Source organism: Prosthecobacter sp., assembly GCF_044226605.1.
GTDB lineage: Bacteria > Verrucomicrobiota > Verrucomicrobiia > Verrucomicrobiales > Verrucomicrobiaceae > Prosthecobacter.
On sequence record NZ_JBGAGS010000012.1, the window covers coordinates 81,836 to 106,943 of the forward strand.

General features: G+C 58.7%; 15 protein-coding genes. 7 read left to right on the plus strand and 8 right to left on the minus strand.

Features of this window, described 5'->3' with window-relative positions; all coding sequences use genetic code 11:
- Window positions 1–579: a TMEM175 family protein gene (locus tag ACILSO_RS17845; RefSeq protein WP_395738799.1), complete on the minus strand. Its 579-nt coding sequence runs from the start codon at window positions 577–579 to the stop codon at window positions 1–3.
- 8 nt (window positions 580–587) lie between these two features.
- Complete coding sequence (fabV, locus tag ACILSO_RS17850; RefSeq protein ID WP_395738800.1) at window positions 588–1,781, minus strand: enoyl-ACP reductase FabV; 1,194 nt, start codon at window positions 1,779–1,781, stop codon at window positions 588–590.
- 165 nt (window positions 1,782–1,946) lie between these two features.
- Between fabV and ACILSO_RS17855 the strand changes: the two genes are divergently transcribed.
- Genes ACILSO_RS17855 through ACILSO_RS17865 form a run of 3 tightly spaced genes read left to right on the plus strand, consistent with a single transcriptional unit; the run spans window position 1,947 to window position 3,884 of the window.
- Window positions 1,947–2,291 (plus strand): hypothetical protein, encoded by a 345-nt coding sequence (locus tag ACILSO_RS17855; RefSeq protein ID WP_395738801.1) that lies wholly within the window; start codon window positions 1,947–1,949, stop codon window positions 2,289–2,291.
- A gap of 16 nt (window positions 2,292–2,307) precedes the next feature.
- Window positions 2,308–3,132, plus strand: coding sequence for a hypothetical protein (locus ACILSO_RS17860; protein WP_395738802.1), 825 nt, complete (start codon window positions 2,308–2,310; stop codon window positions 3,130–3,132).
- Complete coding sequence (locus ACILSO_RS17865; protein ID WP_395738803.1) at window positions 3,129–3,884, plus strand: class I SAM-dependent methyltransferase; 756 nt, start codon at window positions 3,129–3,131, stop codon at window positions 3,882–3,884. Before ACILSO_RS17860 ends, ACILSO_RS17865 begins: the two co-directional genes overlap by 4 nt.
- A 180-nt stretch (window positions 3,885–4,064) precedes the next feature.
- Here the strand turns inward: ACILSO_RS17865 and ACILSO_RS17870 are convergent, their stop codons facing one another.
- From ACILSO_RS17870 to ACILSO_RS17880, 3 genes are all read right to left on the minus strand, one after another.
- Window positions 4,065–5,129, minus strand: a complete 1,065-nt coding sequence (locus ACILSO_RS17870) for a hypothetical protein (RefSeq protein ID WP_395738804.1) — start codon at window positions 5,127–5,129, stop codon at window positions 4,065–4,067.
- A 3-nt stretch (window positions 5,130–5,132) separates the two neighbouring features.
- Window positions 5,133–10,856: a putative Ig domain-containing protein gene (locus ACILSO_RS17875; RefSeq protein WP_395738805.1), complete on the minus strand. Its 5,724-nt coding sequence runs from the start codon at window positions 10,854–10,856 to the stop codon at window positions 5,133–5,135.
- Window positions 10,857–11,004: 148 nt separating this feature from the next.
- On the minus strand, window positions 11,005–11,526 hold the full coding sequence (locus tag ACILSO_RS17880; protein WP_395738806.1) for a hypothetical protein: 522 nt from the start codon (window positions 11,524–11,526) through the stop codon (window positions 11,005–11,007).
- A gap of 53 nt (window positions 11,527–11,579) precedes the next feature.
- Here ACILSO_RS17880 and ACILSO_RS17885 point away from each other — a divergent pair, with 53 nt between their 5' ends.
- From ACILSO_RS17885 to ACILSO_RS17900, 4 genes are all read left to right on the plus strand, one after another.
- Window positions 11,580–12,539 carry a glycosyl hydrolase family 18 protein gene (locus ACILSO_RS17885; RefSeq protein ID WP_395738807.1) on the plus strand — a complete coding sequence of 320 codons (960 nt, stop codon included), beginning with the start codon at window positions 11,580–11,582 and terminating at the stop codon, window positions 12,537–12,539.
- An 84-nt stretch (window positions 12,540–12,623) separates the two neighbouring features.
- Window positions 12,624–20,069, plus strand: coding sequence for a DUF1800 family protein (locus tag ACILSO_RS17890; RefSeq protein WP_395738808.1), 7,446 nt, complete (start codon window positions 12,624–12,626; stop codon window positions 20,067–20,069).
- A gap of 6 nt (window positions 20,070–20,075) precedes the next feature.
- Window positions 20,076–21,641, plus strand: a complete 1,566-nt coding sequence (locus ACILSO_RS17895; RefSeq protein ID WP_395738809.1) for a DUF1501 domain-containing protein — start codon at window positions 20,076–20,078, stop codon at window positions 21,639–21,641.
- 23 nt (window positions 21,642–21,664) lie between these two features.
- A complete protein-coding gene (locus tag ACILSO_RS17900; RefSeq protein ID WP_395738810.1) occupies window positions 21,665–22,243 on the plus strand; it encodes a hypothetical protein in 579 nt (192 codons plus the stop codon).
- Between the two features lie 37 nt (window positions 22,244–22,280).
- Here ACILSO_RS17900 and ACILSO_RS17905 read toward each other — a convergent pair whose 3' ends face one another.
- From ACILSO_RS17905 to ACILSO_RS17915, 3 genes are read right to left on the minus strand one after another with little or no spacing between them, the layout of a single operon-like run.
- Window positions 22,281–23,549 carry a hypothetical protein gene (locus ACILSO_RS17905; RefSeq protein WP_395738811.1) on the minus strand — a complete coding sequence of 423 codons (1,269 nt, stop codon included), beginning with the start codon at window positions 23,547–23,549 and terminating at the stop codon, window positions 22,281–22,283.
- A gap of 40 nt (window positions 23,550–23,589) precedes the next feature.
- Window positions 23,590–23,877 carry a translation initiation factor gene (locus ACILSO_RS17910; RefSeq protein WP_395738812.1) on the minus strand — a complete coding sequence of 96 codons (288 nt, stop codon included), beginning with the start codon at window positions 23,875–23,877 and terminating at the stop codon, window positions 23,590–23,592.
- Entirely contained in the window at window positions 23,874–24,947 is a 1,074-nt protein-coding gene (locus tag ACILSO_RS17915) for a nucleoid-associated protein (RefSeq protein WP_395738813.1), read from the minus strand. Before ACILSO_RS17915 ends, ACILSO_RS17910 begins: the two co-directional genes overlap by 4 nt.
- Window positions 24,948–25,108 lie beyond the last annotated feature (161 nt).

Genomic DNA, 25,108 nt, shown 5'->3' on the forward strand with positions numbered 1-25,108 from the left:
TCACTCGCATTCCGCCAGCACGCGCTCGATGCGACGGTCGGGGATGAGCCAGACGAGGGCGGCTGAGACGTAGAAGGTGGCGGAAATCCAAGGCTGGTAGAAGGCGGCGCCAATGGCGGCGAGATAAACCAGAGGTGACAGCTTGCCTTTGAGATCGCTGCCCAAGGCGGCGGCGAGCTTGGAGTCCCCCTGCCCTTTCAGGATGCAGCTCTGCAAAATGTAGTAAGCGATGGCAGCACAGAGCAGGACGAGGCCGTAAAGCGCAGTCGGCAGCGGGGCGACGTGGTTCTCCCCCATCCAGCCGGTGGCAAACGGCAGCAGCGAGAGCCAGAAGAGCAGATGCAGATTGGCCCACATGATGGGGCCGGACACCCTGCGGCAGGCCTTCAGCAGGTGGTGGTGATTGTTCCAATAAATGCCCACGTAGATGAAGCTCAGCAGGTAGCTGAGAAACACGGGCAGCAGTGGCTTGAGCGCTTCCAGGTCGGCGCCATGCGGCACCTTCAGTTCCAGCACCATGATGGTGATGATGATGGCGAGCACGCCATCGCTGAAAGCTTCAAGCCGGTTTGCTTCCATGGGAAAAATCAGGCAAGGGATGGCACGCCGACGCCGGTGTCCACCTCAGCGTTGTAGTCCACGCCTTCGAGGCCGAAGCCGAAGAGGCGATGGAAGCTGCTCTGATAGCCTTCAAAGTCTCCAAACTGCGCCAGATTCTCAGTATTCACCTCGGCCCAGCGTTTGCCGACGAGCTCCTGCAGGGCGGGTTTCATTTCCCAGTCGTCCACACGGATGCGTCCGGCTTCGTCAGGCTGCGGATTGCCATTGTAGAGGCGCTCGCGGAAGAGGCGGTCCATTTGCTCGATGCAATCCTCGTGCGTGCCTTCGGCCTTCATGGCCTTGTAGAGCAGGGAGATGTAAAGAGGCACCACAGGGATCGCGGAGCTGGCTTGGGTGACGAGGGCCTTGTTCACGGAGACCCAGGCCTTGCCTTTGAGGGGGGCGAGCTTGCCGTCCAGCTCGCGCTGCACGCGCTCCAAGTCTTCCTTGGCGCGGCCGATGGTGCCGTTCTTGTAAATGGGCCAGGTGACTTCCGGCCCGATGTAGCTGTAGGCCACGGTTTGCACGCCTTCGGCGAGAACGCCGGCGCTTTGCAGCGCATCGATCCACATCTCCCAGTCTTCACCGCCCATGACGGCGACGGTTTGGGCGATCTCGTCTTCGTTGGCGGGTTCGATGGTCACTTCATTGACCACGCCATTGCCAGTGTTGAGGTTCTTGTTCGTATAGGACTCAGAACCAATGGGCTTGAGCACCGATTTGAAAACTTCGCCCGTTTTTGGATGGGTGCGGCGTGGGGAGGCGAGGCTGTAGATGACGCAATCGACCTGGCCGAGATCCGCCTTGATGGCGTCGATGACGGTGGTCTTCATGGCGTCGGAGAAGGCGTCTCCATTGAAGGAGCGGGCGTAGAGTCCGGCGGCCTTGGCTTCGTTTTCAAAGGCGACGGAGTTGTACCACCCTGCGGTGCCGCAGCGTTCAGGTTCGCCGGGTTTCTCAAAGAAGACACCTATGGTTGCAGCACCGGAACCAAAGGCTGCCGCGATGCGGGAGGAGAGGCCGTAACCGGTGGAAGAACCCACCACGAGCACCTTCTTGGGGCCGTTGGCGATAGGGCCGCGGGACTTTACGACGGCGATCTGTTCGGCGACGTGTTTGGCACAGCCGGTGGGGTGTGCGGTTGTGCAGATGAATCCGCGGATTTTGGGAGTGACGATCATAGGTAGGTGGCGCTGAGCGTTAGCAGCGGCAGGGGGGCTGGCAACTGGTTTTCCCCGGCCGGAATCCGCGCCCTACCCCAAGATCGGGGGAAATGAGTTCGTGTGTTGGATGGCGGCCGATGGTAAATTGCAGCTGCTTTCATCTCCTTTCCACTCCCTGCATTTATGAAAACTTCGATCCTGCTTACTCTGTCTTTTTGCCTGGGGGTTGCCGGGCCGCTGATTGCTGACATTTCTGCGCCGGAGACTGCAAAGGAGGGCAAACAGGGGAAAAAGGTGGTGGCAAAGCATCTGGTGACGGTAACGGATGACTTTGTGGTGGAGGCTTATAAGAACGGGAAGCGCATTGAGGATGGAAAGAGGGTGCTTTTGAATGAAATCTTTGGGGCGACGGTGGAGCGGATGGACGTGGAGGTGCGGCCGGGGGACTGGCTGGTGTTTCATGTGGTGAACAATCACCTGCGCTGGGGGGGGCTCGAAGTACTTCGCGGTGGCGGGAATTTTGGGTGAAAATGAGTTCGGTTTTGTGTCGGATCCGGCAATGGAGGCGTGGTCGGCGTGCGATGATCCGGACCGGGTGAGGGACTTCATCCGCCACCGGGATGAGGGGACGGAGGTGCGGGCGAGCGCCATCGCCAAACCCTGGGAGGAGGGGGATGAGCACATGAGGCAGAATGCCGGGGCGGGATTTTCAGGCAAGCCGCTGTGGGGTGGCGGGGCATCGACTTGGATCAAGTATGTGGCGCCGAAACATGCGGGGAAGCCGGCGGTGGAAACTGAAACGGAGACGACGCCGGTGAAGGAGGTGACACAGCCATCAGCGCCGAAGGAACTGGTCACGCCGAAGCGGTGGCCGGTGCAGATCTTGTATGGGATGTGGGGCAGCGGGGACAGGAATGCGGATGTGACGATGAAGCTGAAGGAACTGGTGGAGGAGAAGCGGACGTGGTTTGCGCTCACACCGGATACGATGGGAGTTGATCCGATTCCTTACTGGCAGAAAAGTTTGTGGATCGCGTATGTGAAGGACGGGGTGCGGCATGAGGTGCGGCGGTATGAAAACGAGCACATCCTTCCGGAGAGCTTTTATGGACCGCAGGATGCGAATGAGCTGACGAAGTGGCTGCCGGAAAGCCGCTGGAAAGCTGAGAAGGGAGAGCTGCAATTTCATGCCGACAATACCGCAACGGGCTACGGCACGGAGGGCCTGCCGCAGTGGCAGGCGGTGGCCAACAACAAGATGCGGATCACGTGGGCGGACAAACGCAGCGCGGAGTATGTTTTTGATTACACGTGGAGCAGCTTCCACGAAGAGGGGAATGACCGCGTGGTGTATCGGGTGGTGCCATGAGTGCGGCTCCTGAACAACGCTTCTCCGACCGGGTGGAGAACTATGTGCGCTACCGGCCGAGCTACCCGCAGGAGCTTGTCGCCATGCTGCAACGGGAGGCTGGGCTGGTGCCGCAGTCGGTGATCGCTGATGTGGGTTCGGGCACGGGCATTTCGGCGGAGCTGTTTTTGCGTGCGGGGAATGTGGTGCATGCGGTGGAGCCGAACCGGGAGATGCGGGAGGCGGCGGAGCGCCTGCTGGCGGGTTTTCCCAACTTTCACAGTGTGGCTGCGAGCGCGCAGGAGACGACGCTGGCGGATGCGAGCGTGGATTTCATTGTGGCGGCGCAGGCGTTTCATTGGTTCAACACCGCGGAGACGCGGGCGGAGTTCTCGCGGATTCTGAAGCCGGGAGGGCGTGTGGTGCTGATCTGGAATGAGCGCAAACTGGATGCGACGCCGTTTCTACAGGCCTTTGAGCAGCTGCTGCTGACGTTTGGCACGGACTACACGGCGATCCGGCATGAGAATGTGAATGCGGCTGCGCTGAGTGCGTTCTTCCAGGGAGCGTATGTGACTCACACGTTTGCGAATGAGCAGCGCTTCGATTTTGAGGGGCTGAAGGGACGGCTGCTTTCCAGTTCCTATGCGCCTGCGGAGGGACAGCCGAGGCATGAGGAGATGCTGGCGGAGTTGCGTCGGATCTTCGACGTCTATGAGGTGTCAGGGCAGGTGTGCTTTGAGTATGACACGCGGGTGCATGTGGGGCGGTAGAGGAAGCGGAGGCCGGGGCGGAAGTTTACGATTGTTGACAGTGGTTTGTCCGGAAGAGGGGGAGGGAATGGAGTGGAAAAAGAAGAGCGGAGGAGGAGTTGATGGTTGTTTCTTCGGAAGGTGCTTTTTTTGCCGCCTGACCCGCTTTACGTGCTGATGATCTCAAAGGGGTTGGTTCCTCTACGGTTTTAACATATAAAATAAGATGGCAGCAACTTTTTGCCTCAATTCGTTATCTATGTCGACTATCATCAAATTTAACTTGTGCGCAATGCGATACTCCATGGCTTCGTCTCCCTGAAACGCAGCATTTATCATCTTGTGTTGATCCTGCTCCGATGATTCACTCTTCGCCTCTAAATTCTTTAGAAGATTCATGCTGGCAAAAGCTTTTTCTACGGGCTTGGGCTTATACGCTGCACTAGTAAGGCATCCAAGAGCCAGACCTTCAGCAGTCCCAGGGTCCCTTCCATGCTCTTTGACCTGCTCCATAATTTCCTCTTCATGAGAGGCCGAATCGTTGAGTAAAAGAAAGAGTAAGGTTCCTACTTCAACAGGTTTTCCAGCTGATGCCTTCAGCATTTTTTGAATATCTTCTCGACGCAGTCGCTTCAACTCTAGCAAACGGCACATGACACAATACCTCCACAGAGGATTTGTCGCGGTTGCTTCAGCTTGCATGCTGGCCACTTCTGTTTTTTTAATTCCAGGCAGGAACCAGTTCCGACGCCGCGCACGAAGATCGGCCGCCTCGGCGACCCACCCTCTCCATTGATCTGGAAGTTTACGAGGCGATCCTATGGCCCTTTCACCACTAGCACCGGATGCAGGGCGAAACACCAAAAGACCTGTCGTATCATACCATTGCCATTCTGCTAGTCTTACAAAACGAAACGACCCACTAGTCTTAATAACTGAGTTTACGGGATACGGTGCGCCTTTAATACGAAACTGCAGTTCATTTTTTGCCTCTTGGCCAACTTTGCTAGCCAACGTGTCTGCTGTGACATGCACTTCGCGGATAAGCGACTCACCCTGTAATCCACTTGGCAACATAGCATTTTCAACGCCTGAGTCAGTGGCAACAACGTTACCCAGAGACCAATTTGCCGCCAGAAACTGCTCATGTGCCAGATCTCTTGCTAAAGAAGCAGCGCCCCGACAATGAATGACCTGTTCGTTGATGCCAATGTCATCAGCCGCCGCCATCGAAATTGACGAAATAACAATAAATATGATTTTCATTTTTTATTTTGGTGAAATCAAAAGAACTCCCTCTTCGTCCCCTGGCAAATAAGGATCGACGCTGTTTATGTACGTAGAGTTGTCGTTGCCAATTGGCGCTCCAACCACCGGAATGATATTTGGAATCTTGTCGTTTGGTTCAGCCTGCGGCGGTTGGGGGGTATGAAGACGTGAATCTGCAGAATAAATCCAATTCCGTTGCCTAAGTGGAATGAATATTCCTGGAGTCGGGGTGGGCACTTCTTGACCATTTGGCGGCTTTACTTCAACCAAACCACCCCAAACAACAAAATTAAATTGGAAATATCGCCACTCTGTACCGAAATAATTCACTTTGTAATTTTTATTTGGATCGTTTAGCGTAGGAAACTCAATGGGCTTATCAAAACTTTTTTCAAAAGGTATTGATGGTGAATCTACCGCGTAGTAATGAGCCTTGCCATCATCCATTCCTTGACGAGGATGAAAGCTCGAATTGCCTCCGCGGTCATTTAGACCCTCTAATCCCTTGACTAATACTTGGTCTGCATTGTCCGCGTCCAAAAAAAAGCTCGGCTGCCTCTTAATAATGGTGACTTTTGATGGCACTATCAGGCGGTCATCATCAGCTGGTTTGTCCCACGAAAATTCCAAACTAGGTGGGGATTTAACCCAGCTTGCGGTAACTTGGACGTTTTGGACCATGCCAAACTGCCAGTCCCGAATTTGGGGCACAGAACAATCAACTTGGGTTGGAACCACTTGCGAAATCAACTCGAACCGCACCGGTTCCTTAAATTGATCTAGTCCATATCGCCTATCATGGTCTATCCTATCCACAAAATCTTCGGTTACCACATTGTCAGTATTGATGTCAATGGATGTATTGAACCAAAACACTGTCATTGGTTTCGTACCAATCACTATACCTGACGCGGTGTTTTTTCGAATCTCAATAATTCGGTCATTGACGTTGTTTGATTGCTCCACCCCTGTGATCCAAAAACTGCCAGACCCTTGTGAGTCTAGCGGAACAGTGAGGCTATAAGAACCTTCGGTTGCATCATCTGGCGGCTGCAATATGGTAAGTGCGAACTTCATGGTGTTGCCTTGAGAACTCGCTACGATACTGGTAGCTTCTGAGCCCGACGGATCCGCTATTTTTACTGTGCAGGGTATCCATTGACGCCAGGCCTTGACACCAATTTTTTGTTCTTTGCGAACAATATCATCTTTGGTTTCAACAGTATCGTTAACATCGATAAGAATGTCGCGACGCACGCCGTCCACAATCTTTTGGCCTTCAAGGGCGTCTGGCTCTTTTTTGATAGGATCAGTAGCATTTTGGTTCGCAGCGAGATCTTTGTTGGCAACGGAGCAGTTCAGCAATTTTTCCACTCCATCGGCTTCCGTTGCATAAACGACGTTCATAATGGGTATTGAAATGGCAGCCATGGCCCCTGTTCCGCCTTCCTCTATTGTTTTACGGCTGACGAAATACTCTGACGTGGTTTTTGTTTCGCGATTGACAACTTTGCCCATCCATTGGCCGTTGATCAAGTGCACCCCAGATGAGTAGGTCCAAGGCGGACGACCATTCATGCTGACACCGCTATCGTTAGCGGGAGGGCCAACTTGCCCATAATCTGTGGGCACGTACTTTTGATCGAAACCATCGATCACTCCCTCGACCCAAGGCAGACTCGCGAGCATGGGCATTGAGCCTCCGGTCCCGGTGCTACCATCGCTGGCACTCCACTTGGTTTGAGTGAGGCTGTAGTCGGGCCTTCCTTCTTCATACCAGACTTGAGGGTGCCCATTTACGTAGCCGATGGCTCTCCCAGGACAATAATGAGCCATCAAAGTACCTGTGGACAGGCTCAGTGAGTGGCTCTGAAACTTGACATCTGCATCAGACAATTGGCGCAGCTCGGGTTTTGGTGGTGCATCTGGCACAATCTCTGAGATGGTGTTATTGGAACCATCTGGAAGTTGATATCCATAGATTGAAACAGTGGCACTTATACCTCCTGTTGTGCTAACAGTGTAAATCTGCTCTCCTTCAGCCTCGGGTGCAGCAAGCAGGAAACCCGCGCTGCCGTCTGCCTCGGTCGTGGTGCTCTGAGAACCCATGGACAAGGTTACCCCTGCGAGTCCGATGCCGCCAGCGGTAAGCATCACCGTGACCGGCTGTGGTGTATCCCCAACCACCACAATCTGTTGATTGCCGCCCGTGACAGAGAGCACCGGGGACGCCACCGGGACTTCAAACGTCGCAGTGGCACTGCCCTGAGCGGAATCGGTCACAGTGGCATTGACCGTGATGTCCGACTGGCCTGGAACGCCGGTGATGGTGCCATCGGGATTGACAGTGAGAGTACCACCACCGCCTGAGAAAACGTAGCCGCCGCTGCCGCCAGAGGCGGTGATGACCGCGCTGTAAGCGATGCCCTTGCCAGCCACGGGCAGGGAGGTGGTGGTGATGGCAAGAGACTGAGGCCGCGGGCTGATCACCAGTCTGAAGGCCTGGTCTTTGACATGGCCGACGGCGTCGGTAGCCCTCAGCGTAAAGGCGTAGATGCCGCTGGCCGAGGGTGTGCCAAGAAGCCGACCGCTGGGAGTAAGCACCACATCGGGAGGCAAGGGTCCGAGCACCACGCTGAAGAGCTTCTGGCTCCAGCCGCCCGTGACCTCGATCTGCTGGGAGTATTCAGTGCCCACCTGGCCGCCGGGCAGATCTGAAGCGGTGATGAAGGCGAGGGGATCGCTGACGGTCAGCAGAAAGTCCTTTGTGGCGCTGCCTGTGCCATCATTGACGGTGGCGGTGAAGCTGAAGGAGCCGACTTCGGTCGGAGTGCCGCTGATGGTTTTGTTGTCGGCAGAAATCGCCAGTCCGCTGGGAAGGGTGTTCACGCCCCCGATCACAAAAGTATAACCGTCCGAAGCGCCACCGCTGGCCGCCAGTGTCACAGTAAAAGGCACGCCCGTGATCGCATTCATCTGGGCGTTGGTGGTGGTGATGGCGAGGGGTTGATCGCTACTCAGGATGAAGAGGTTATAGCCGCGCATGGTGCTGCGGTTGCTGCTGTCTGTCACCTGCACGGTGAAGGTGGAGACTCCGTCGGCGGTGGGGGTGCCTGTGATGCTGCCGCTGCTGCCAAACGTCAGCCCTGCTGGCAACGGTCCCGTCCTGCTGAACGAATAAGGCGCCGTGCCTCCGCTGACCTGGATGCTGGTGCTGTAGGCCGCGCCTACGGTCCCCAAAGGCAGGGTATTTGTGGCGAACTGCAGCGTTGGATCGTCATTGATCCACGGATTGCGGCTGCAGTTGTACTCCTGGAGGTTGGTCAGGGAGTCATTGTCGGGATTGTCCTGAGCATCCGCAGCATCGCGGGCATCGAGACGGTTCAGGTGCTCCCAGAAGTCCGGGATGCCGTCCCCATCGTAGTCGCCGCTGGCGGCGCGGGAAGGCAGGATGAAAGGGCTGGGAGTGGGGGCGGCATTGAAGGCGGTGACAAAAGCCTTCAAACCATCTGGCACACTGTCTCCGTCGGCATCTGCCATAACCGACCATTCCGGCGGCAGCGTGCCGCTGTAGGCCAGGCCATGGTGAGAGAGGCCAAATTCATTTCCCAGCACCAGACCGCGCCACGCCCACTCCAGCGCATCGTTCACATTCGGGCTGCGGCTGAACTGGCTGCCAGGATCGAGTCCGAGGGCGATCTCCTCAAAGTTCATGATGCCATCTCCATCATGGTCCTCCGCGGCATCTTTGGCGTTGCTGCTGCTGAGGATGCCGGGGTAGTTGGCGTTCCAAGCATCTTCCAGGACGTCGAAAATCCCGTCCTTGTCAATGTCATAGGTGCCGGTGTTGGCGGTCAGGTTCCAGTGATTGCGGTAGGCTTGCAGATTGGTGTAGCCGTCGCTGTCCAGGTCGCCCATGGCGTCCGTGGGAACAGAGGGATTCATGCCGTAGCCCAGGCTCGCATACCATTGCTCAATCCGGTCCGGAATGCCGTCGCCGTCTGAGTCCGTCTGATCAACGACGTAGTAGTCGGAGTAGAGCTGGTTGGAATTCGTTTTTTCCTGAAGGGGACTGGTATGGTAGGTGAAAAGCTCGGCAAAATCGGAGAGGCCGTCGTTGTCAGTGTCTTTTTTGGCGGGATCGGTGCCGTACTGGGTATTTTCGTCGTAGTCGGTCAGGCCATCGTCGTCAGTGTCAACGCGATTGGAGGGATCGTCAGGATAGGCGTCCGCAGGATCAGGAATGCCGTCCTGGTCTCGGTCGCTCCAAATTCCGGCGTATTCCGTTTCCTGGTATGTATAATGAGGGGAGTCATTCCACGGATCGCCGGGAGCAGTATCCAAAGAATCTGGAATACCGTCCGCGTCCGAATCGTACCACGGGCCAGGATACTCTGCGCCGTTATACCAGAACGAGTACGCGACGTTGGGAAAGGTATCCGCTGGATCTGGCACACCATCATTGTCTCCATCCACCCAGCTGCCAGGGTATTGAACGTCGTGATAATAATAACTTCCTGCGATCGTCGGATAGGGGTCGAAAGGATCAGGAATACCGTCTGCATCCTGGTCCACCGGGGTGCCGACATATTCGATGCCATCCCACCAGTAGCTGTTGCCCGGCCCTGAGAAAATAGTGTCGAAGGCGTCCGGGATGCCGTCGTTGTCCATATCGCTCATAGAGCCCGGGTAAACGGTGCCGTTGTACACGTAGCTCCCGGCGATGGAGGGCCATTGATCCAGAGAGTCCGGAATTCCGTCCCCGTCCTGATCGCTCATGGAGCCCGGATAAGTAACGCCTTGGTACTCGAAGCTTCCGGCGATGGCTGGCCAGGGATCAAAGGAATCGGGAATGCCGTCGCCGTCCTGGTCCACCAACGTCCCGGCGTATTCCACCCCCAGGTACCAGTAGCTGCCATTGGGAAAAGGGTCTGCCGGATCTGGGATGCCGTCATTGTCACTGTCCACGGAGGAGCCGCCGTATTCGATGCCTTGATAGACAAAACTCCCGTACGGAAAGGGGTCGAGGTGATTGGGCGTGCCATCCCCATCGCTGTCGAGCGTGCCGGTCGGATACCAAGTTCCGCCAATGATGACGCCGGGGTCATCTGGCGGTGGCGTGACGCCGTTGTTCGGGTCATCCATCTGGCCTGAGGCTTCCTTCCAGTTGAGGATTGTGTCGCCGTCGCGGTCCATGTTCAGGGGATCGCTGTCTTCGAAATTTTTAAGGCCATCGCCATCGGCGTCTGAGTAGGAAAAATACGTTCCTGCCGGCCAAGTCGTCCCGGCAGGAAGCTGGAGGTAGTTCACCACCGGTTGATAGCCCTGGATCTGCTGGTAAAACTCGTCGTGATCAGAGAAACCGTTGCCATTGGTGTCCCAACTCCAAGGATCGAAGGGGAGAGGAGAGCCGGCACTAAAGGCCGCAAAAGATACCTGATATTCCGCTAAGTCTGGCAGGCCATCGTGATCGGAATCGATACTGCCTGGATCTGAGCCAAAGAGCACCTCTTGGGCGTTGGTGAGTCCGTCGTTGTCGTCATCTTTCTGATACCATTCGTCTCCTTCGGGCGGATCCGTGAGTTGAGTTTTGACGTCTCCAACCATGCCCCAATAAGAAAGGGCTCCTGGAAACGGGTTTATTAACCAAGAAATAAAGACTAGGGTCTGAATAGAATGAACCCAGCGAGAGCGACGCAGAACTTTAAGAATTGTTTCGTCCATATATCCGCCATTTTATTTTTAATAAGCATATGGTTTATGCATTTCTCCGGAGGATGGCAATCCTAAATGGACTTTTTTCTCAGGCAGTGTTTTGAGTCTCCCGAACCGCCGAGCGTGACACCTATATTTATGCGGCGGCGCAATGGTGCTACTGGCCGAGCTTGGCGCGGAGATTGATCAGGTCTTTGCGGGCTTCGCCGAAGGCGTTGAGGTTGGTCTCGTCGGCGGCTTCGGGCATGAGGCGTTCGATGAGTTTGAGGCGGGCTTCGATGAGGGGGAGATCGGCGCGGGTGGGCTGCTTGCGATTGGAGAAGCCGTCTTCGTTCAGGTCTTCGATGAGGTCCGAGCGCTCCTGCCTGGGGAGGTTTGGATTGTTGATGGCCTCCAGCCAGATCTGCTCGGCTGTGGCGTCTTTTCCCACCATGCTGAGGGCGGCGCGTGCGGCGGGATCCTGGGCTGGGGGCTTGCTTTTGCGGGGTTGGGCTGCGGGAGAGGGAGTTTCCTGTGGGAGCTCGAAGGAGGGCGGTTGCGGCGTTACCACGACCTGCGGCTGGAGGCGCGAAGAGGGGGCGGGCTGCACGACGGCTGGCGGCTGAAACTGAAAGTACAGAGCCATGGCCAGCACAGCGGTGGTGATGCCCGCCATCCAGAAGCTTGAGCGAGTGTTCATGCGATTAAAGATTGTGCCATGCGGCCGGAATCGCGTAAACAAGATTCAGCTCCATGAACCGCCCCGCCCTCCTTCGTTTTCTGCTCGTCACGTGCCTGCTGGCAGCGGGCGCAGTGCAGGCTCAGCCGAAGGTGGTGGCGTATGTGCCAAACTGGACGGACTTGAAGACCTTTGCGACGCAGATCGACTATGCGAAGATCACGCACATCAACGTGGCGTTTGAGAATCCGCGGGATGCGGAGGGAACGCTTTCGTTTCATGAAGGGGATGGGCTGGTGATCACGAAAGCCCATGCGCATGGTGTCAAAGTGCTGGTCTCGGTAGGCGGCGGATCGGCTTCGGAGAATGAGGCGATGCGAAAGCGGTACTTTGAGCTGATCAGTTCCGCAAAGCGTGCGGGGTTTGTGGCGAAGCTGACAGAGTACGTCAGAGCGCATGAGTTTGACGGTGTGGACGTGGATCTGGAAGGTCCGGCCATCAACGGTGACTATGGGCCGTTTATTCAAGAGCTGGCGACGGCATTGAAGGCGAAGAACAAATTGCTGACGGCGGCGCTGTCCAAGGGGTATGGGGGCAAGGAGGTGCCGGAGGCGGCGCTGGCTTGTTTTGATTTTGTGAATGTGATGGCTTACGACGCGACGGGGCCGTGGCAGCCGAAAAAGCCGGGCCAGCATTCATCACTGGAGTTTGCGCAGCACAATCTGGACTACTGGCTGGGGCGTGGGGTGGCGAAGGAGCGGCTGGTGCTTGGGGTGCCCTTCTATGGGTGGGGCTTTGGCAAGGCGTTCCGGGAGGGGGAGTATCGCTACGCGGACCTGGTGAGGCAGAAACCGGAGGCGGCGCAGGCGGACCAGACGGGTGAGACGATCTGGTACAACGGCCTGCCCACGATAAGAGCGAAGGCGAGGCTGGTGCGGGAGCAGGGCTATGGCGGAGTGATGATCTGGTCTCTGAACTCCGATGCGGAGGGTCCGCTCTCGCTGCTCTCCGCCCTGCAGGGGGCGTTGAACTGAAAAATTCCAGGCTGGACATGGGAAGCGCTTTTTGGGTAAACTCATTAAGTGCCGATAAATTGAGGCGCTCAATCCCAACCACCTATGAAGAACCGCAGCTGTCACTCGCTGTTCCGCGGATTTGTCCTGCCCTCATGCGCAGCCCAGTGGCTGCTGCTCGGTGCCTGCTGGCTGGCAGGCAGCGGAGCAGGCCACGCGATCGACTCCGCCCTCACCCGCTCGACGTGGAAGCTGAAGTATGGGGTGACGGATGCGCAAATAGGAGACTCGACGTGGCTGGCGAAGGACAGCGATGGCGACGGGCTGAAGAACGCGGATGAGATCACGGCAGGGACGAGCCCGTTTGACGCGCAGAAGACGATCCGGGTGAAGAGCATCACCAAAAATGGCGCCAATGTGGACATGCAGTTTCCGACGGAGCTGGGAAAGCTGTACCAGGTGCAGTATGCGGCGACGATGAGTGCCACGACCAACTGGGCGCTGCATGCGACGCCGGTGCAGACGATGGGCGACGGGACGGTGATGACGCTGAGCGCGCCGTACCAGGCGAATGCCTTCTACCGCATTGTGGTGACCGATTTTGACACGGACTCCGACGGGCTGGGCGACTGGCTGGAAGGGGCGGTGGCGCTGAACCCGAACCAGACGCAGACGGTGGCGGGCACGGATGACTACACGTATGTGAGCCAGCAGGTGGCGCTGACGAATGTGGTGTCGATCAATGCGCCCGAGGCGTTTGCCTCCGAAGACGGGCCCACGGCAGGGCGGCTGACGGTGACGCGAACGCAGACGCTATTTCCGCTGACGCTGAGCTACAGCGTAGGCGGCACGGCGCAGCCGAACACGGACTACACGCCGCTGGCGGGGGCGGTGACGTTTCCGGCAGGGAGATCGGCCACGGCGGATATTTTTGTGAATCCCAAGATCCAGAGCTCGGTGAAAGGCGGGCGCTCAGTGACGGCCACGCTGGCCACGGACACGGGAAACAGCTACACTCTGGGAACGCAGAAAGCGGCCACGGTGATCATCAACTCCTCCACCGCAGCGACGGGAACGGGCCTGACGGCACGCTACTATGACACTGCGAGCTCGACGTATGTGGACGCGGCGAACTTTGGGCAGGCGGGGATGTATGCATTCACGCGGTCTGCAAGCCCTACAACCACCGGAACGGCCGTGGTGACCTACACAGGCGGCACGATTGCTGGCTTGGTCATAGGCACTCAGATAAAGGTCAGTTTCACCTCAGGCAGCGGCAACATTAACAATTCGACCTTTAATAATCAAATCTACTCGGTGACGGCTGTCACCGCTTCCACCTTCTCGGTGTCTCTTTCCTCGGCTACTTCGTTCGGGGGGACGACCTCCACCAACGGCAGCTGCAATTTCAGCATCCAATCCTTCACACATCCGGGAATCGTGGAGCGGATTGACTCGACGGTGAATTTTGACTGGCAGTATGGCACGCCGAACGGGGCGGTGATCGCGCCGCTCAATTCACCGGACAACTATTCTTCCACGTGGGACTTTTACCTGAACCCGACGGTGGCGGGGAACTACACCTTTCAGCTGGATGCGGATGACAAGGCGGAGGTGCTGCTGGACACGGGAGCGGGCCTGACGCAGATCGTGCAGCACAACTGGACGACGCCGGGTTCCGATGCGGTGGGGACTTTCAAGCAGAGCGCGGCGATAACGCTGGCTGTGCCGGCCAGTCCGGCGCAGCGCTACCACATGGTGGTGCACCAGGTGGAGACGACGGGAGATGCGCGCTGCCGCCTGCAATGGCTGGTGCCGGGGACGACGAGCTATGTGAACATCCCGCAGGCGAATGTGTTCACGCATACGCAGGCGATGACGTACAGCTACTCGGGTGGAAACCTGGTGGTGACTCCGACCGGCGGGCACAGCTTCAGCGTGGGCAATACGGTGCAGCTGGCGTTCACGTCAAACACACTGTTCACCCCGGGAGCCGCAAGCACGTACAATGGCACCTACACCATTTCGGCGGTGAACGGGACGACGACTTTCACCGTGCCTCTCACAGGATTCCAAATCAGTGTGCCGGGAGCGACGACCACTGCGGGGAGCCCCACCATTGCCGTGCCATCCATTTCAGGGCTGGCGGTGGGAATGGCGGTGACGGGCACGGGACTGCCAGCGAGCGAGTTTATCACGGCGATTGCGCCTGGATTGATCTCTGTGACGACGGGCAGCGGTGTGACCGCGCAGGCGGCAACGACACTCACGGTGTCCCTCCCGTCTTCGGGAACTGGCAGCGGCTTTGTGCTCAACAACAGCACCAGCACGACGACAGGCGTGTACAACTTGTGCTATGCAACGACCGACTTCAGCGGCTCTCCAGGACGCATCGGTGTGGACTCTGCCGTGACGAGCGGAAACAACGGCATCTGGTACTCGGGCACTCCGGATGGGGCCAAGATCCAGCCGGACACCTTTTCGGCACGCTGGAGCGGGCAGGTGCAGCCGCAGTTCAGCGAGGACTACACGTTTGTGGTGCAGTCGGATGACGGGTGCACTTTAAGGATCAACGGGCAGCTGCAAACGCTGATGCCTGCGCCTTCGACAAGCGTGGGCGGCACCAACAACTACATTTATAACGCAAGCACGGGGGAGGTGGTGTTCAACTACTCGGCGCTGGCAGCGGCCTTTGGCAGCTTTTTGATCGGTGAGACGGTGAGGCTGGACCCGACCTCGGGGAACCTCTCGCATGCACCCACCACGGCACCGACCTACACCTATGACGGCAGCACGGGACTGGCGGTGATTGATTATTCCAACCTCATCGTGGGAGCAGCAGGCGGGACGGTGGTGGCGGGGAGCTTTGCGGTGGGAGAGTACATTGAGCTGGATCCGACGAGCGGCAGCCTGAGCGCGCTGAGCACGGTGGCCTATCCGATCACGGCAGTGTCAGGAAACACCTTCACGGTGAACTTTGGCACAGGCGTGTATGTAAGCGGCTCGGGCAACATCACGGTGGCGGACACGCGGAATGCGGCCATCACCAAGCTGTATTCAACGGGAAGTTCCTACAGCTACAACTCGACCACAGGACTGGCGGTGATCGATTACACGAACCTCACGGGCGTGCCTGCGGGCAGCTTCCCGGTGAACTCGAGCGTGGAACTGGTGCCGACTTCCGGCAATCTCAACGGACTCTTCTCGACTCCCTACACGGTGACCGCGACGAGCGGCACCACCTTCACGGTAAGCTTTGGGGTGAGCGCCTTCACCACCGGCACAGGCACGATCAACATCCGCGCGCAATCGGGCGGCCCCATCCCACTCGCGCAGACGTCGGGCTTTGCCTTCAACATGGGCACTGGCAAATATGCGAATGGAAGCGTGGGAAACATGAGCGTGGAAATCATGAACAAGCCGCTGAAGGACTGGTCGTCGATGGGGAACGAGCGCTATGTGCGCCTCCCGATGATCGGCGGAGTGCGGTATGACATTCAACTGGACTACATGGAAAGCACGGGCGCGGCGCGGTGCTTCCTCTCCTGGTACAGCCCGAGCCAGACGAAGCAGATCATCCCTGCGGAAAGACTGTACCCCAGCAGCGTGCCGCAGGCGCCACCGGCCCACGTGAGCGACACCTCGGCCATAGCGCTGACAGGCGGAAGTTTCTCCTATGCGATCGGCGGCAGCAATGGCGCGAGCATCAGCGTGAGCGGAAATCCGGCCTGGCTGACTTACAGCAACGGCGTGCTGAGCGGCACGCCGCCGCCTGGCTCGGCAGGAGACTACCAGGTGATCATCACCACCACGAACGGAGCAGGCTCGGGCACCTCAGTGCTGAACCTGCATGTGGATCAAAATGTGGGCACCGTGCCGCGCGAATACTGGGGCAGCGTGAGCGGCACCAGCGTGGCGACCATTCCGACGAGCACCTCTCCCACCAGCACCTCCAGCCTGACCACGCTGGAAGGGCCGACGAATTCCGGCTCCGACTACGGGGCGCGCATCCGCGGCTACATCACGGCTCCCGCGGACGGAAACTATTACTTCTGGATCGCGGCGAACAACAGCGCGGAGCTGTGGATCTCCAATGATGATGAGCCGGTGAACATCTTCCGCCGCGCGGTGGTGGCCACGGGCAGCGGCACGGCGAGAAACTGGAATAATGAAGCCGGGCAGAAGTCCCCGTGGCTGGCGCTGGAGCAGGGGCATAAGTATTACTTTGAAGTGCTGCACAAGGCCGGAACCGGCGCCACGGACAATCTGGCCATCGGCTGGAGCAAACCGGGAGAGGCGACGACGGCACCGAGCGAAGTGATCCCTGCGTACGTGCTGAACCCCTACGTGACGCCACCGGCGGGCTCGACTCCGGGCACGCTCTATGTTTCAACCATGCTGTCCCAAAACGGCGCAACCACCACGGGTGTGGGCAACTCCACGCTGAGGCTGAGTGAAGATGAGAACACGGCGTACATGACCCGAACCTACAGCGGGCTGACCGGGCCGATCACGTCCGAGCACATCCACACGGACCCGTATTTGACCAAACCCTCGACGATTGTCTTCGACATCGACACGCCTGTGACGCCGGGAGACGGCCTGCAGCCGGACGGTCGCTACAAGTGGACGATCCTGCCGGTGGGGACGCTGACGAAGGCGGACATCATTGAAATCATCAAGGAAGGGAAGGCTTACATCAACCTGCACACCACGGCGTATCCAAACGGAGAAATCCGCGGCAACTACACGCTGGCAAACGGCACGCGCACCTTTACGCCGCCTCCCGCGCCGCCCACCTTTGCCGATGACCACACAACGGACAACGGGGCCGTGCGTTTCCTGACGCAGGCCACGTTTGGCCCAAGCCTGAGCGACATCAGCGCGCTGAAGGGGATGGCCAGCTATGAAGCGTGGATTGACGATCAGTTTACCAAAACGGCCACGCAGCATCTGCCGGAAGTGCTTTCCCATGAACTGGCGGATGTGTTCGGGGCCTTCGACACGAAGCTGAGCTCCAACACGTGGTGGAAGAATTCGATCACGGGAGCGGACCAGCTGCGGCAGAGGATCGCCTTTGCGCTGAGCGAGATCCATGTGGTCTCCGGGCAGGGGCCGCTGGAGGACAACTCCCAGGCGATCTCTCATTTCTACGACACGCTGCTGACCAACGCCTTTGGCAACTTCCGCGACATTCTGGCCGGGACCACGCTGACGCCGGGAATGGGCCGCTACCTGGACATGCTGCGGAATGACAAGCCTGACCTGACGGTGGGACGCACGGCGAATGAGAACTATGCACGCGAGATCAAGCAGCTCTTCTCGATAGGACTGTACCGCATGTGGCCGGACGGCACGCTGATGCTGAGCTCCGAGGACGCGCCGATCGACACCTACTCGCAGCGGGAGGTGGTGGGACTGGCGCACACCTTCACGGGATGGGACTACGGCTACGATGGCGACATGCACACCTCCTTCTCCTCCGCCACAAACTGGATGCGGCCGATGCGCGAGACTCCGGCGCGCCACTACACCGGAACGAAGCGTGTGCTGAACAATCAGGTGCTGCCGGGCCTGAGCAGCGTGGGCGGCCAGCCGCTGGACCCCTATGCGACGCACAACGCCACGCATTTCCAGGACACCGCGTACCGCGCCCTGCCGGCACAGGAGTTCAATGCGGTGCATGACATGCTCTTCAACCACCCGAACGTGGGCCCATTCATCTGCCGGCAGCTGATTCAACGGCTGGTGACGAGCAATCCTTCGCGAGACTACCTGTACCGTGTGGTACTGAAGTTTAACGACAACGGCTCCGGCGTGCGCGGAGACATGAAGGCGGTGATCAAGGCCATCCTGCTGGACTATGAAGCGCGCAGCCCGGACCTGGTCGGCATACCCGCCTATGGCAAGCAGCGTGAACCGATCATGCGCATCACCGCCGCGGCGCGTGCCTTCCGCCCCGCGGATCTCACGGGCACCTACTCGCAAAGCGGCAGCAATGCGATCACGATCACCACCAGCGCCCCGCATCTGCTGCAAGGTGGCAACAACACACAGCTAGAATTCACCGACACCTCCGGCAACACACCGCCCGCCGCAGGCACGTACGCGGTGCTGAGTTCCCCAACACCGACTACCACGCAGTACACCATCAACTCGCCTGGGTGGTTGACTGGCACGTACAACCAGCCCTCGGGCTCGAGTGTGCTGACGGTGACCATGAGCGGGCATTGGCTGCCTGCGGGAGGGCAGGCGTGGTTTGATTTCACGAGCGGCGGTGCGAATGGCAATGCCTCGCTGGATCAAAAGTATCTGACGGTGGCCACCTCCACGGCCTTTGATACGCCCAGCGGTGTGGGCAATGTCTCCGGCACCACTTTCACCCTCACGGCACCCGACACCACCGCGCGCAGCGGAAATGTAATGATCGCACGTTTTGCGGGATCGTATTCCTGCACGGGAGCGGGAGGAACGATCACCATCGACACGACGAACGGTTCGACGACCACCTATGGCGGCATGGCCAACCACGGACTCTCGGTGGGAGACTCGGTCTTCCTGAACTTTACGAATTCGCGTGACACCACCTCGTTCAATGAAACTTCGACGGAGAACGACATTGTGTACACGATCGTCAGCGTTCCGGATCCGACCACCTTTACGGTGACGGCACGAAGCGCGGCGAATGCGGCGATCAACAGTGACGACCAGGTGGTGATCTTCCCGCTGAAATCGCAACCGCTGACGCGCAATGGCACGATCAAGAGCGTGGCCTCCACTTTCACGCTGGACAACACGGATCTGGACCTGGTGCAGACGCCGTTGTATTCGCCCACGGTGTTCAACTTCTTCCTGCCGGGATTCAAATTCTCCGGCACGCTGGCCTCCCAGGGCATCACGACGCCGGAGTTCCAGCTGACGGCGGAAACAAGCACGGTGTACCAGGCGAACTTCCTGTACAACGGCATTTTCAATCCCTCGAACACGACGGGAATCAGCAGCTTCAAAACGGGCACGAACGCACTGGTGCTAGACCTGAGCGGATGGATGGGCAATGCGACCAACAACGGACTGGGAGCCGGAACGGTGCAGACCGAGGTGTGGACGAGCAACTCGAACGTGAGCAGTTTGATCGACCGCTTTAACACGCTGCTGCTGGCAGGGCAGCTGCCCGCCAATGCGAAGACGGCGATCCTGAACCTGCTGGGTGGTCAGATCAGCAGCATTGCCACCGGCAATCCATGCACCATCACCATGCCCAGCGCGCACGGGCTGCAGACGGGAGATTCGGTGACGATCACGGGAGTGACGGGAGGCAACTTCAGCAGTTCGGTCAACGCCACCTTTACGATCACCGTGCCGAACGGCAGCACCACGACCTTCACCATACCGATCACGTGCAACAACACGACGAACCTCGTGCTGACCAATTCAACCGCGGGGATCATTCCCTACACGAACAATGCGCCAACGACGACGAACATCCGCGACCGTTTGCGGAACATTTTGCACCTGATTCTGACCAGCCCGGACTACACCATCCAGAGATAACCTGACATGAAGCCCTTCCAAGCACCCAACATCCTGACACGGCGCGGCTTTCTGCACCGCAGCGCCGTGCTGGGCGGCAGCGCCGCCGTGGCCAGCCACACGATCCGCGACCTGCGCCTGATCAACACGGCCATGGCCGCGCAGGGGCCAGTGTCCGGCTACAAGGCGCTGGTGTGCATTTTCCTGAGCGGAGGCAACGACTCCAACAACTGGATCGTGCCAACGGACAACACCACCTTTGCGGATTACACGGCAATCCGAGGAAACCTGGCACTGCCGCAGTCCTCTCTGCTGAACTTGCGCCAAGGACCAAACACCACGGATGCCGCCTACGCGGATGCGGACGGCCACACGTATGGCTTCCACCCCGGCTGCCCGGAACTGCAGACGCTGTTTGGCGAAAAGAAACTCGGGGTGCTTTTTAACGTGGGCACGCTGGTGCGGCCGACCACTCGCGCGGACTATCTTTCAGGACTGGCCGCGTACCGGCCGCCGCAGCTTTTTTCCCACAGCGACCAGGTGACACAGTGGCAGACCTCGATTCCCGACCAGCCGCCCACGACGGGATGGGGAGGACGTGTGGCGGATCTGCTGAATTCCGTGGCGAATCCATCGGGCTCGATCTCGATGTCCGTGTCTCTCAGCGGAGCGAACACCTTCGAGGTGGGGAATCTCATCACGCAATATCAGGTGGCCACGAGTGGAGCGATCGTTTTGAGCGGCAGCCTCATGAGCGGCACGAGCGCCCGCGCCCGCGCACTGAAAAACATCCTCGGAGTGACGCACACGAATCTGCAGCGGAAGGCGTATGCGGGTGTGAGCAGCAATGCGATCGCGGTGGGGGACGCACTGAACACGAACATCGGCAGCACGCTGGATCCCACGGATTCGCCTGCGAGCTACACTTCGCAGAATGCCAGCGCGCCGTGGCGCTGGAACACGGGGCTGGTGAACATTTACTCTGCGGCATCGCAGGCCAACAGGCTCGGAGGCTTTCCCAATTCGACACTGGGGACGCAGCTGAAGATGGTGGCAAGATTGATCCAGGCGCGAGGCGCGGGCGGCTTCAACATGAACCGCCAGATCTTCTTCTGCTCGGTGGGCGGGTATGATACGCACACCTCGCAGGTACTGGTGAATGGCACGGACCAGCCGACGAATGCCAGTGGAGCCCACTACAAGCTGCTGGCAGATGTGAGCCAGTGCATGTTTGCCTTTCAGCGCGCAATGGAGCAGCTCAATCTGGGCAACAACGTGACATCCTTCACCACGAGCGACTTCTCCCGCACGCTGCCCACCAACAGCCAGGGAAGCGACCACGGATGGGGCAGCCACCACCTGGTGATGGGAGGCGCGGTGAAAGGTGGGCAGGCCTACGGCCACCTGCCCGCTTTTGCCATCAACGGACCGAATGACACGGGGCTTGGGCGCTGGATTCCCACCATCTCCGTGGACCAGCATTCTGCGACGCTGGCGAAATGGTTTGGTGTCGATCCGTCTGAGATTTCGAACATTTTTCCAAACATTGGCCGATTCCCGACTTCTGACCTGGGATACATGAACCTGACGTAATCGAAGTCATGAGCGTTCGAACCATGCTCTTACTCGGCCTGCTGGTGGCAGTCGCGCTGGTTGCGGGGTGGTGGATGTCGTCCTCGCCCAAGGCGCTCCCGACGGCCGTGGCACGTCCGCCATTGCCAGCAGGCAAACCTGTGGTGAAGAGCGCTCCGGCAAGCCCGTCCTCCCCTGCCCCGACGCCGTCAGTGCCAAAACCGGTGCCGCCCCCTGCCCCAACGGTGGTGGAGACGAAGCCAGCTGCCGGGGCGGAACCAAAGGCGTACCCGCCCCCGATCTCACCGATGGCGCTGGATGTGCGCAAACAGTACGCCGAGGAACTGGAGCAAGTGGGGCTGATGCTGCGGGACTACCGCACGCTCATGCACGAAAATCCCGTGGGAACGAATGCGGAGATCATGGCGGCGCTGATGGGGGGCAATCCGAAGCGTGCGCGGCTGGGACCTCCGGGAGGCGAAGGATTGAATGAAAAGGGAGAGCTGCTGGACCGTTGGGGCACGCCCTACTTTTTCCACCAGATGTCAGCCACGGTGATGGAAATCCATTCGGCAGGGCCAGACAGGCGGATGTGGACTTCGGACGATGTGGTGGTGAAGTGAAGGAGTCCCAGGATTTTGAAAATCGCCCAGCCTGCTGCTACGGGACGACGTTCACATTGAAGGGGGCGAAGAGCATGCGGCCGTTGACGCTGACCTGGCAATAGAGGCGGATGAAGCCGGCACGAGGAGGGAAAAACATGAAGCTGAGACCCGGGCCGCCACGAGCATCCGAGGCGGTGACATCTCCACCTGCGGGATGGAGATGGACGACAGAGCGGTAGTCATCGTAAAAGCCGACGAGATGCGCGAAGGCATTCATCACGGGCTCCAGCTGGGTGACGGGCTTTCCCGCAGCATCGGTCACCATGATGTCCATTCTGCGGGCCTGATTGGCCTTCAGTGGTTCGCCATTGCCAGATCCGAGCGTGATCACGAAGCTGTAAGCATCCACTTTCGAGGAGAATTTGGTCGCCTTGTCCGTGATGGGACCCGCTGCACCCACCGAAGGCAGATCGGTGAAGGGCAGCTCCTGCACTCCGGTCTCGGCAGGCACAAGGTCCGCCCAGATGCGATAGGGAGCGCTGCGCTGAGGGGTGAAGGAAAAGGCGTATTCGCCGGGCACATCCGTCATGACCGGATGCTCGTGGTGGTAGTCGCCAAGAGAAGGCTCTTCGATGAGGAGATGAATCCGCTCCGTGTGCATGACGAGCAGATCTTTGTAGAGGACAGGCGAGTCATCCGCCTTCCTGAGCCTGACTTTCACCTCCAGTTTCTTTCCGGCTTCCACGGGTCCACTGGCCTGGGCGCTGAGGCGCATGGTGGGCTCTCCGGGCTTCATGTAGATGAAGCTGTAGGGAATGCGGCGGGTGAGCAGGTGCATGCCGCATTTGTCGCACGGAGTGGTGGCCGCACCGGCGATGAAGTCGGGGTGCATGGGGCAGAAGAAGATGTCTGACTTCACCACCTTAGGATCGAAATGGCGGGCCATGCCATCGAGCGTCTGATGCAGGTTTTGATACACCGCCTCCGCACCGCCGGCGTTGTTGTCCCTGGCGGCTTTGGCGAGGGTGTTGACCAGTGTCAGGGCACGCTCGGAGAGAGGCGTGACTTTTTGAAGATTCTCCGCGCCGCCAGAAAGCTGAGGCAGCGCACGCAGGGCGGGACTGCAGTAAGCGATCTGCACGGCAATCTCCGCGAGGCGGCCCTCCTGCAGAAGTTTCTCCACGTTGGTGGTGGCGAGGCGGATGACGTTCCAGGCTTCTGGTGCGGTCTTGGGATCAAGCACGTTGCCGGGAATGACCTGGTCTGCGTGCAGATGCGTCAGAAAGAGGCTGGCACAAAGAATGGAAACAAAACGGCGGTGCATCAGCGAATGATAATCCGCAGCGGCAAACAAATGCAATGCGCTACTTCACGCCGCGAACCTCAAAGCCTTCGGCTTCGAGGACGGCGCGGACTTTTGCGGCTTGGTCGCCTTGGATTTCGATGCGCTTGTCCCGCACGGTGCCGCCGCAGCCGCAGGCGGATCGAACGCGTTTCGCGATGGTCTCAATGACAGAAAGCGGCAGGTGTGTCGCAAAGTCCTTGATGACGATGACCGTCTTGCCACCGCGATGCGCGGTTTCACGCTGAAGCACCACACGCCCCATTTTCCAGAGGCGCTGTGGAGAGTCGGGATCGGAGGCGGGATTCATTGACCAGGTGCGGAGAGGTCCTTGTTGTAATACACCTTCACATACTTCATGCCCTTGTCGTCGTCGAAGCCGCGCTCGAGCTGGGGTTCGGTTTCGGTTTTGCCGGGCTTGATGTGAATCTCAACGCCGGTGTCCAGCTTGAGGACGGCGGCGATGCGCTTTTTGGCCTTGGTGAGGTCTTTTTTGGAGATCTCGAAGCTTTTCTCCAAGGGCTGGCCCTGCTCCTCTTCCATGCGGGCGCGGTGCTCGTCGAATTTGGCAATGACTTCGGGGTCTTTGAGGACGGTCTGGCCGAATTCTTCGAGGTTGAAGGTTTCGCGGTCTTCGAAGTACTCGAGTGCGTCTTTGGCGGCCGTGGCGGTCTCCCAAGGGGGAGAGTCATCATCGGCGGGCTGCTGCTCCTCGAGGAAAGAGACGGCCATCTTGGCGTAGGCATTGGTGAGGAAGGCGCCATCTGGCACAGCCTCGACTCCGAGGAATTCGCGGATCCAGAAGCGGGTGTCCCCACCGCTGCGGTCAAACGTGAGGACGTAGTAGCCTTTTTCGGCCCAGTAATTGAGGATGAGACAGCCTTTGTCGATCTTGTCCGGATTGATGCCGTGCTCGGTGTGGAGCTGGAGATCGCCATTGCGAGGGGTGATGGTGAGGAAAGGCACGACGCTGTCGCTCTTCAGAATGCAGAGGCCGCTGACGAGCTCGCCTTCGATGTGGATCTCCTTGAGCATGGCGATGCAGAGGTCGCCTGCCTTGATGTTCGGGTGATTGGACTTGGCGTAGAGGCGCTGGGCGATTTCGACACCTTTGGCGAGGAGCTGGTCTTCGTCGGCGAAGATGGCCTTGGCGCAGTTGTTGACTTCGTGCTGCTTGAGGGAGGCGTGATGGGTGAAGCGGTGGGCGATGCAGGCCTTGAACGGTTTCAAAAAGAGCGCCGTAAGGGCTTCCTGATCTCCTTCGGCGACCTGAAAGACCTCGCGGGAGGTTTGCAGGGGTTCCTCGCGCAGAGGATTGCCGACTTTGGCAAGAACGACTTTGGTGACGGTGGCGGTGTTGAGGCGGAGCTTGACGGACATGGGGGCGCGGAGAGTAGAAAGGGATTGGAATTCGCCAAGGATTAAAGGGGCCTGAAAGCAGATGCCGAAATTAAATTTCACGACAACTGGTTCAGGGTTTCCCTGATGGCACGAGAAGGGCGCGACTGATTGCGTAAAAAATCAGCAAGGTTCAAACTGGT

Bases quoted from the DNA above. Each gene is read 5' to 3' on its own strand.
- ACILSO_RS17845 (WP_395738799.1), bottom strand. From the start codon at position 579: ATGGAAGCAAACCGGCTTGAAGCTTTCAGCGATGGCGTGCTCGCCATC.
- fabV (WP_395738800.1), bottom strand. From the start codon at position 1,781: ATGATCGTCACTCCCAAAATCCGCGGATTCATCTGCACAACCGCACAC.
- ACILSO_RS17855 (WP_395738801.1), top strand. From the start codon at position 1,947: ATGAAAACTTCGATCCTGCTTACTCTGTCTTTTTGCCTGGGGGTTGCC.
- ACILSO_RS17865 (WP_395738803.1), top strand. From the start codon at position 3,129: ATGAGTGCGGCTCCTGAACAACGCTTCTCCGACCGGGTGGAGAACTAT.
- ACILSO_RS17870 (WP_395738804.1), bottom strand. From the start codon at position 5,129: ATGAAAATCATATTTATTGTTATTTCGTCAATTTCGATGGCGGCGGCT.
- ACILSO_RS17875 (WP_395738805.1), bottom strand. From the start codon at position 10,856: ATGGACGAAACAATTCTTAAAGTTCTGCGTCGCTCTCGCTGGGTTCAT.
- ACILSO_RS17880 (WP_395738806.1), bottom strand. From the start codon at position 11,526: ATGAACACTCGCTCAAGCTTCTGGATGGCGGGCATCACCACCGCTGTG.
- ACILSO_RS17885 (WP_395738807.1), top strand. From the start codon at position 11,580: ATGAACCGCCCCGCCCTCCTTCGTTTTCTGCTCGTCACGTGCCTGCTG.
- ACILSO_RS17890 (WP_395738808.1), top strand. From the start codon at position 12,624: ATGAAGAACCGCAGCTGTCACTCGCTGTTCCGCGGATTTGTCCTGCCC.
- ACILSO_RS17895 (WP_395738809.1), top strand. From the start codon at position 20,076: ATGAAGCCCTTCCAAGCACCCAACATCCTGACACGGCGCGGCTTTCTG.
- ACILSO_RS17900 (WP_395738810.1), top strand. From the start codon at position 21,665: ATGCTCTTACTCGGCCTGCTGGTGGCAGTCGCGCTGGTTGCGGGGTGG.
- ACILSO_RS17905 (WP_395738811.1), bottom strand. From the start codon at position 23,549: ATGCACCGCCGTTTTGTTTCCATTCTTTGTGCCAGCCTCTTTCTGACG.
- ACILSO_RS17910 (WP_395738812.1), bottom strand. From the start codon at position 23,877: ATGAATCCCGCCTCCGATCCCGACTCTCCACAGCGCCTCTGGAAAATG.
- ACILSO_RS17915 (WP_395738813.1), bottom strand. From the start codon at position 24,947: ATGTCCGTCAAGCTCCGCCTCAACACCGCCACCGTCACCAAAGTCGTT.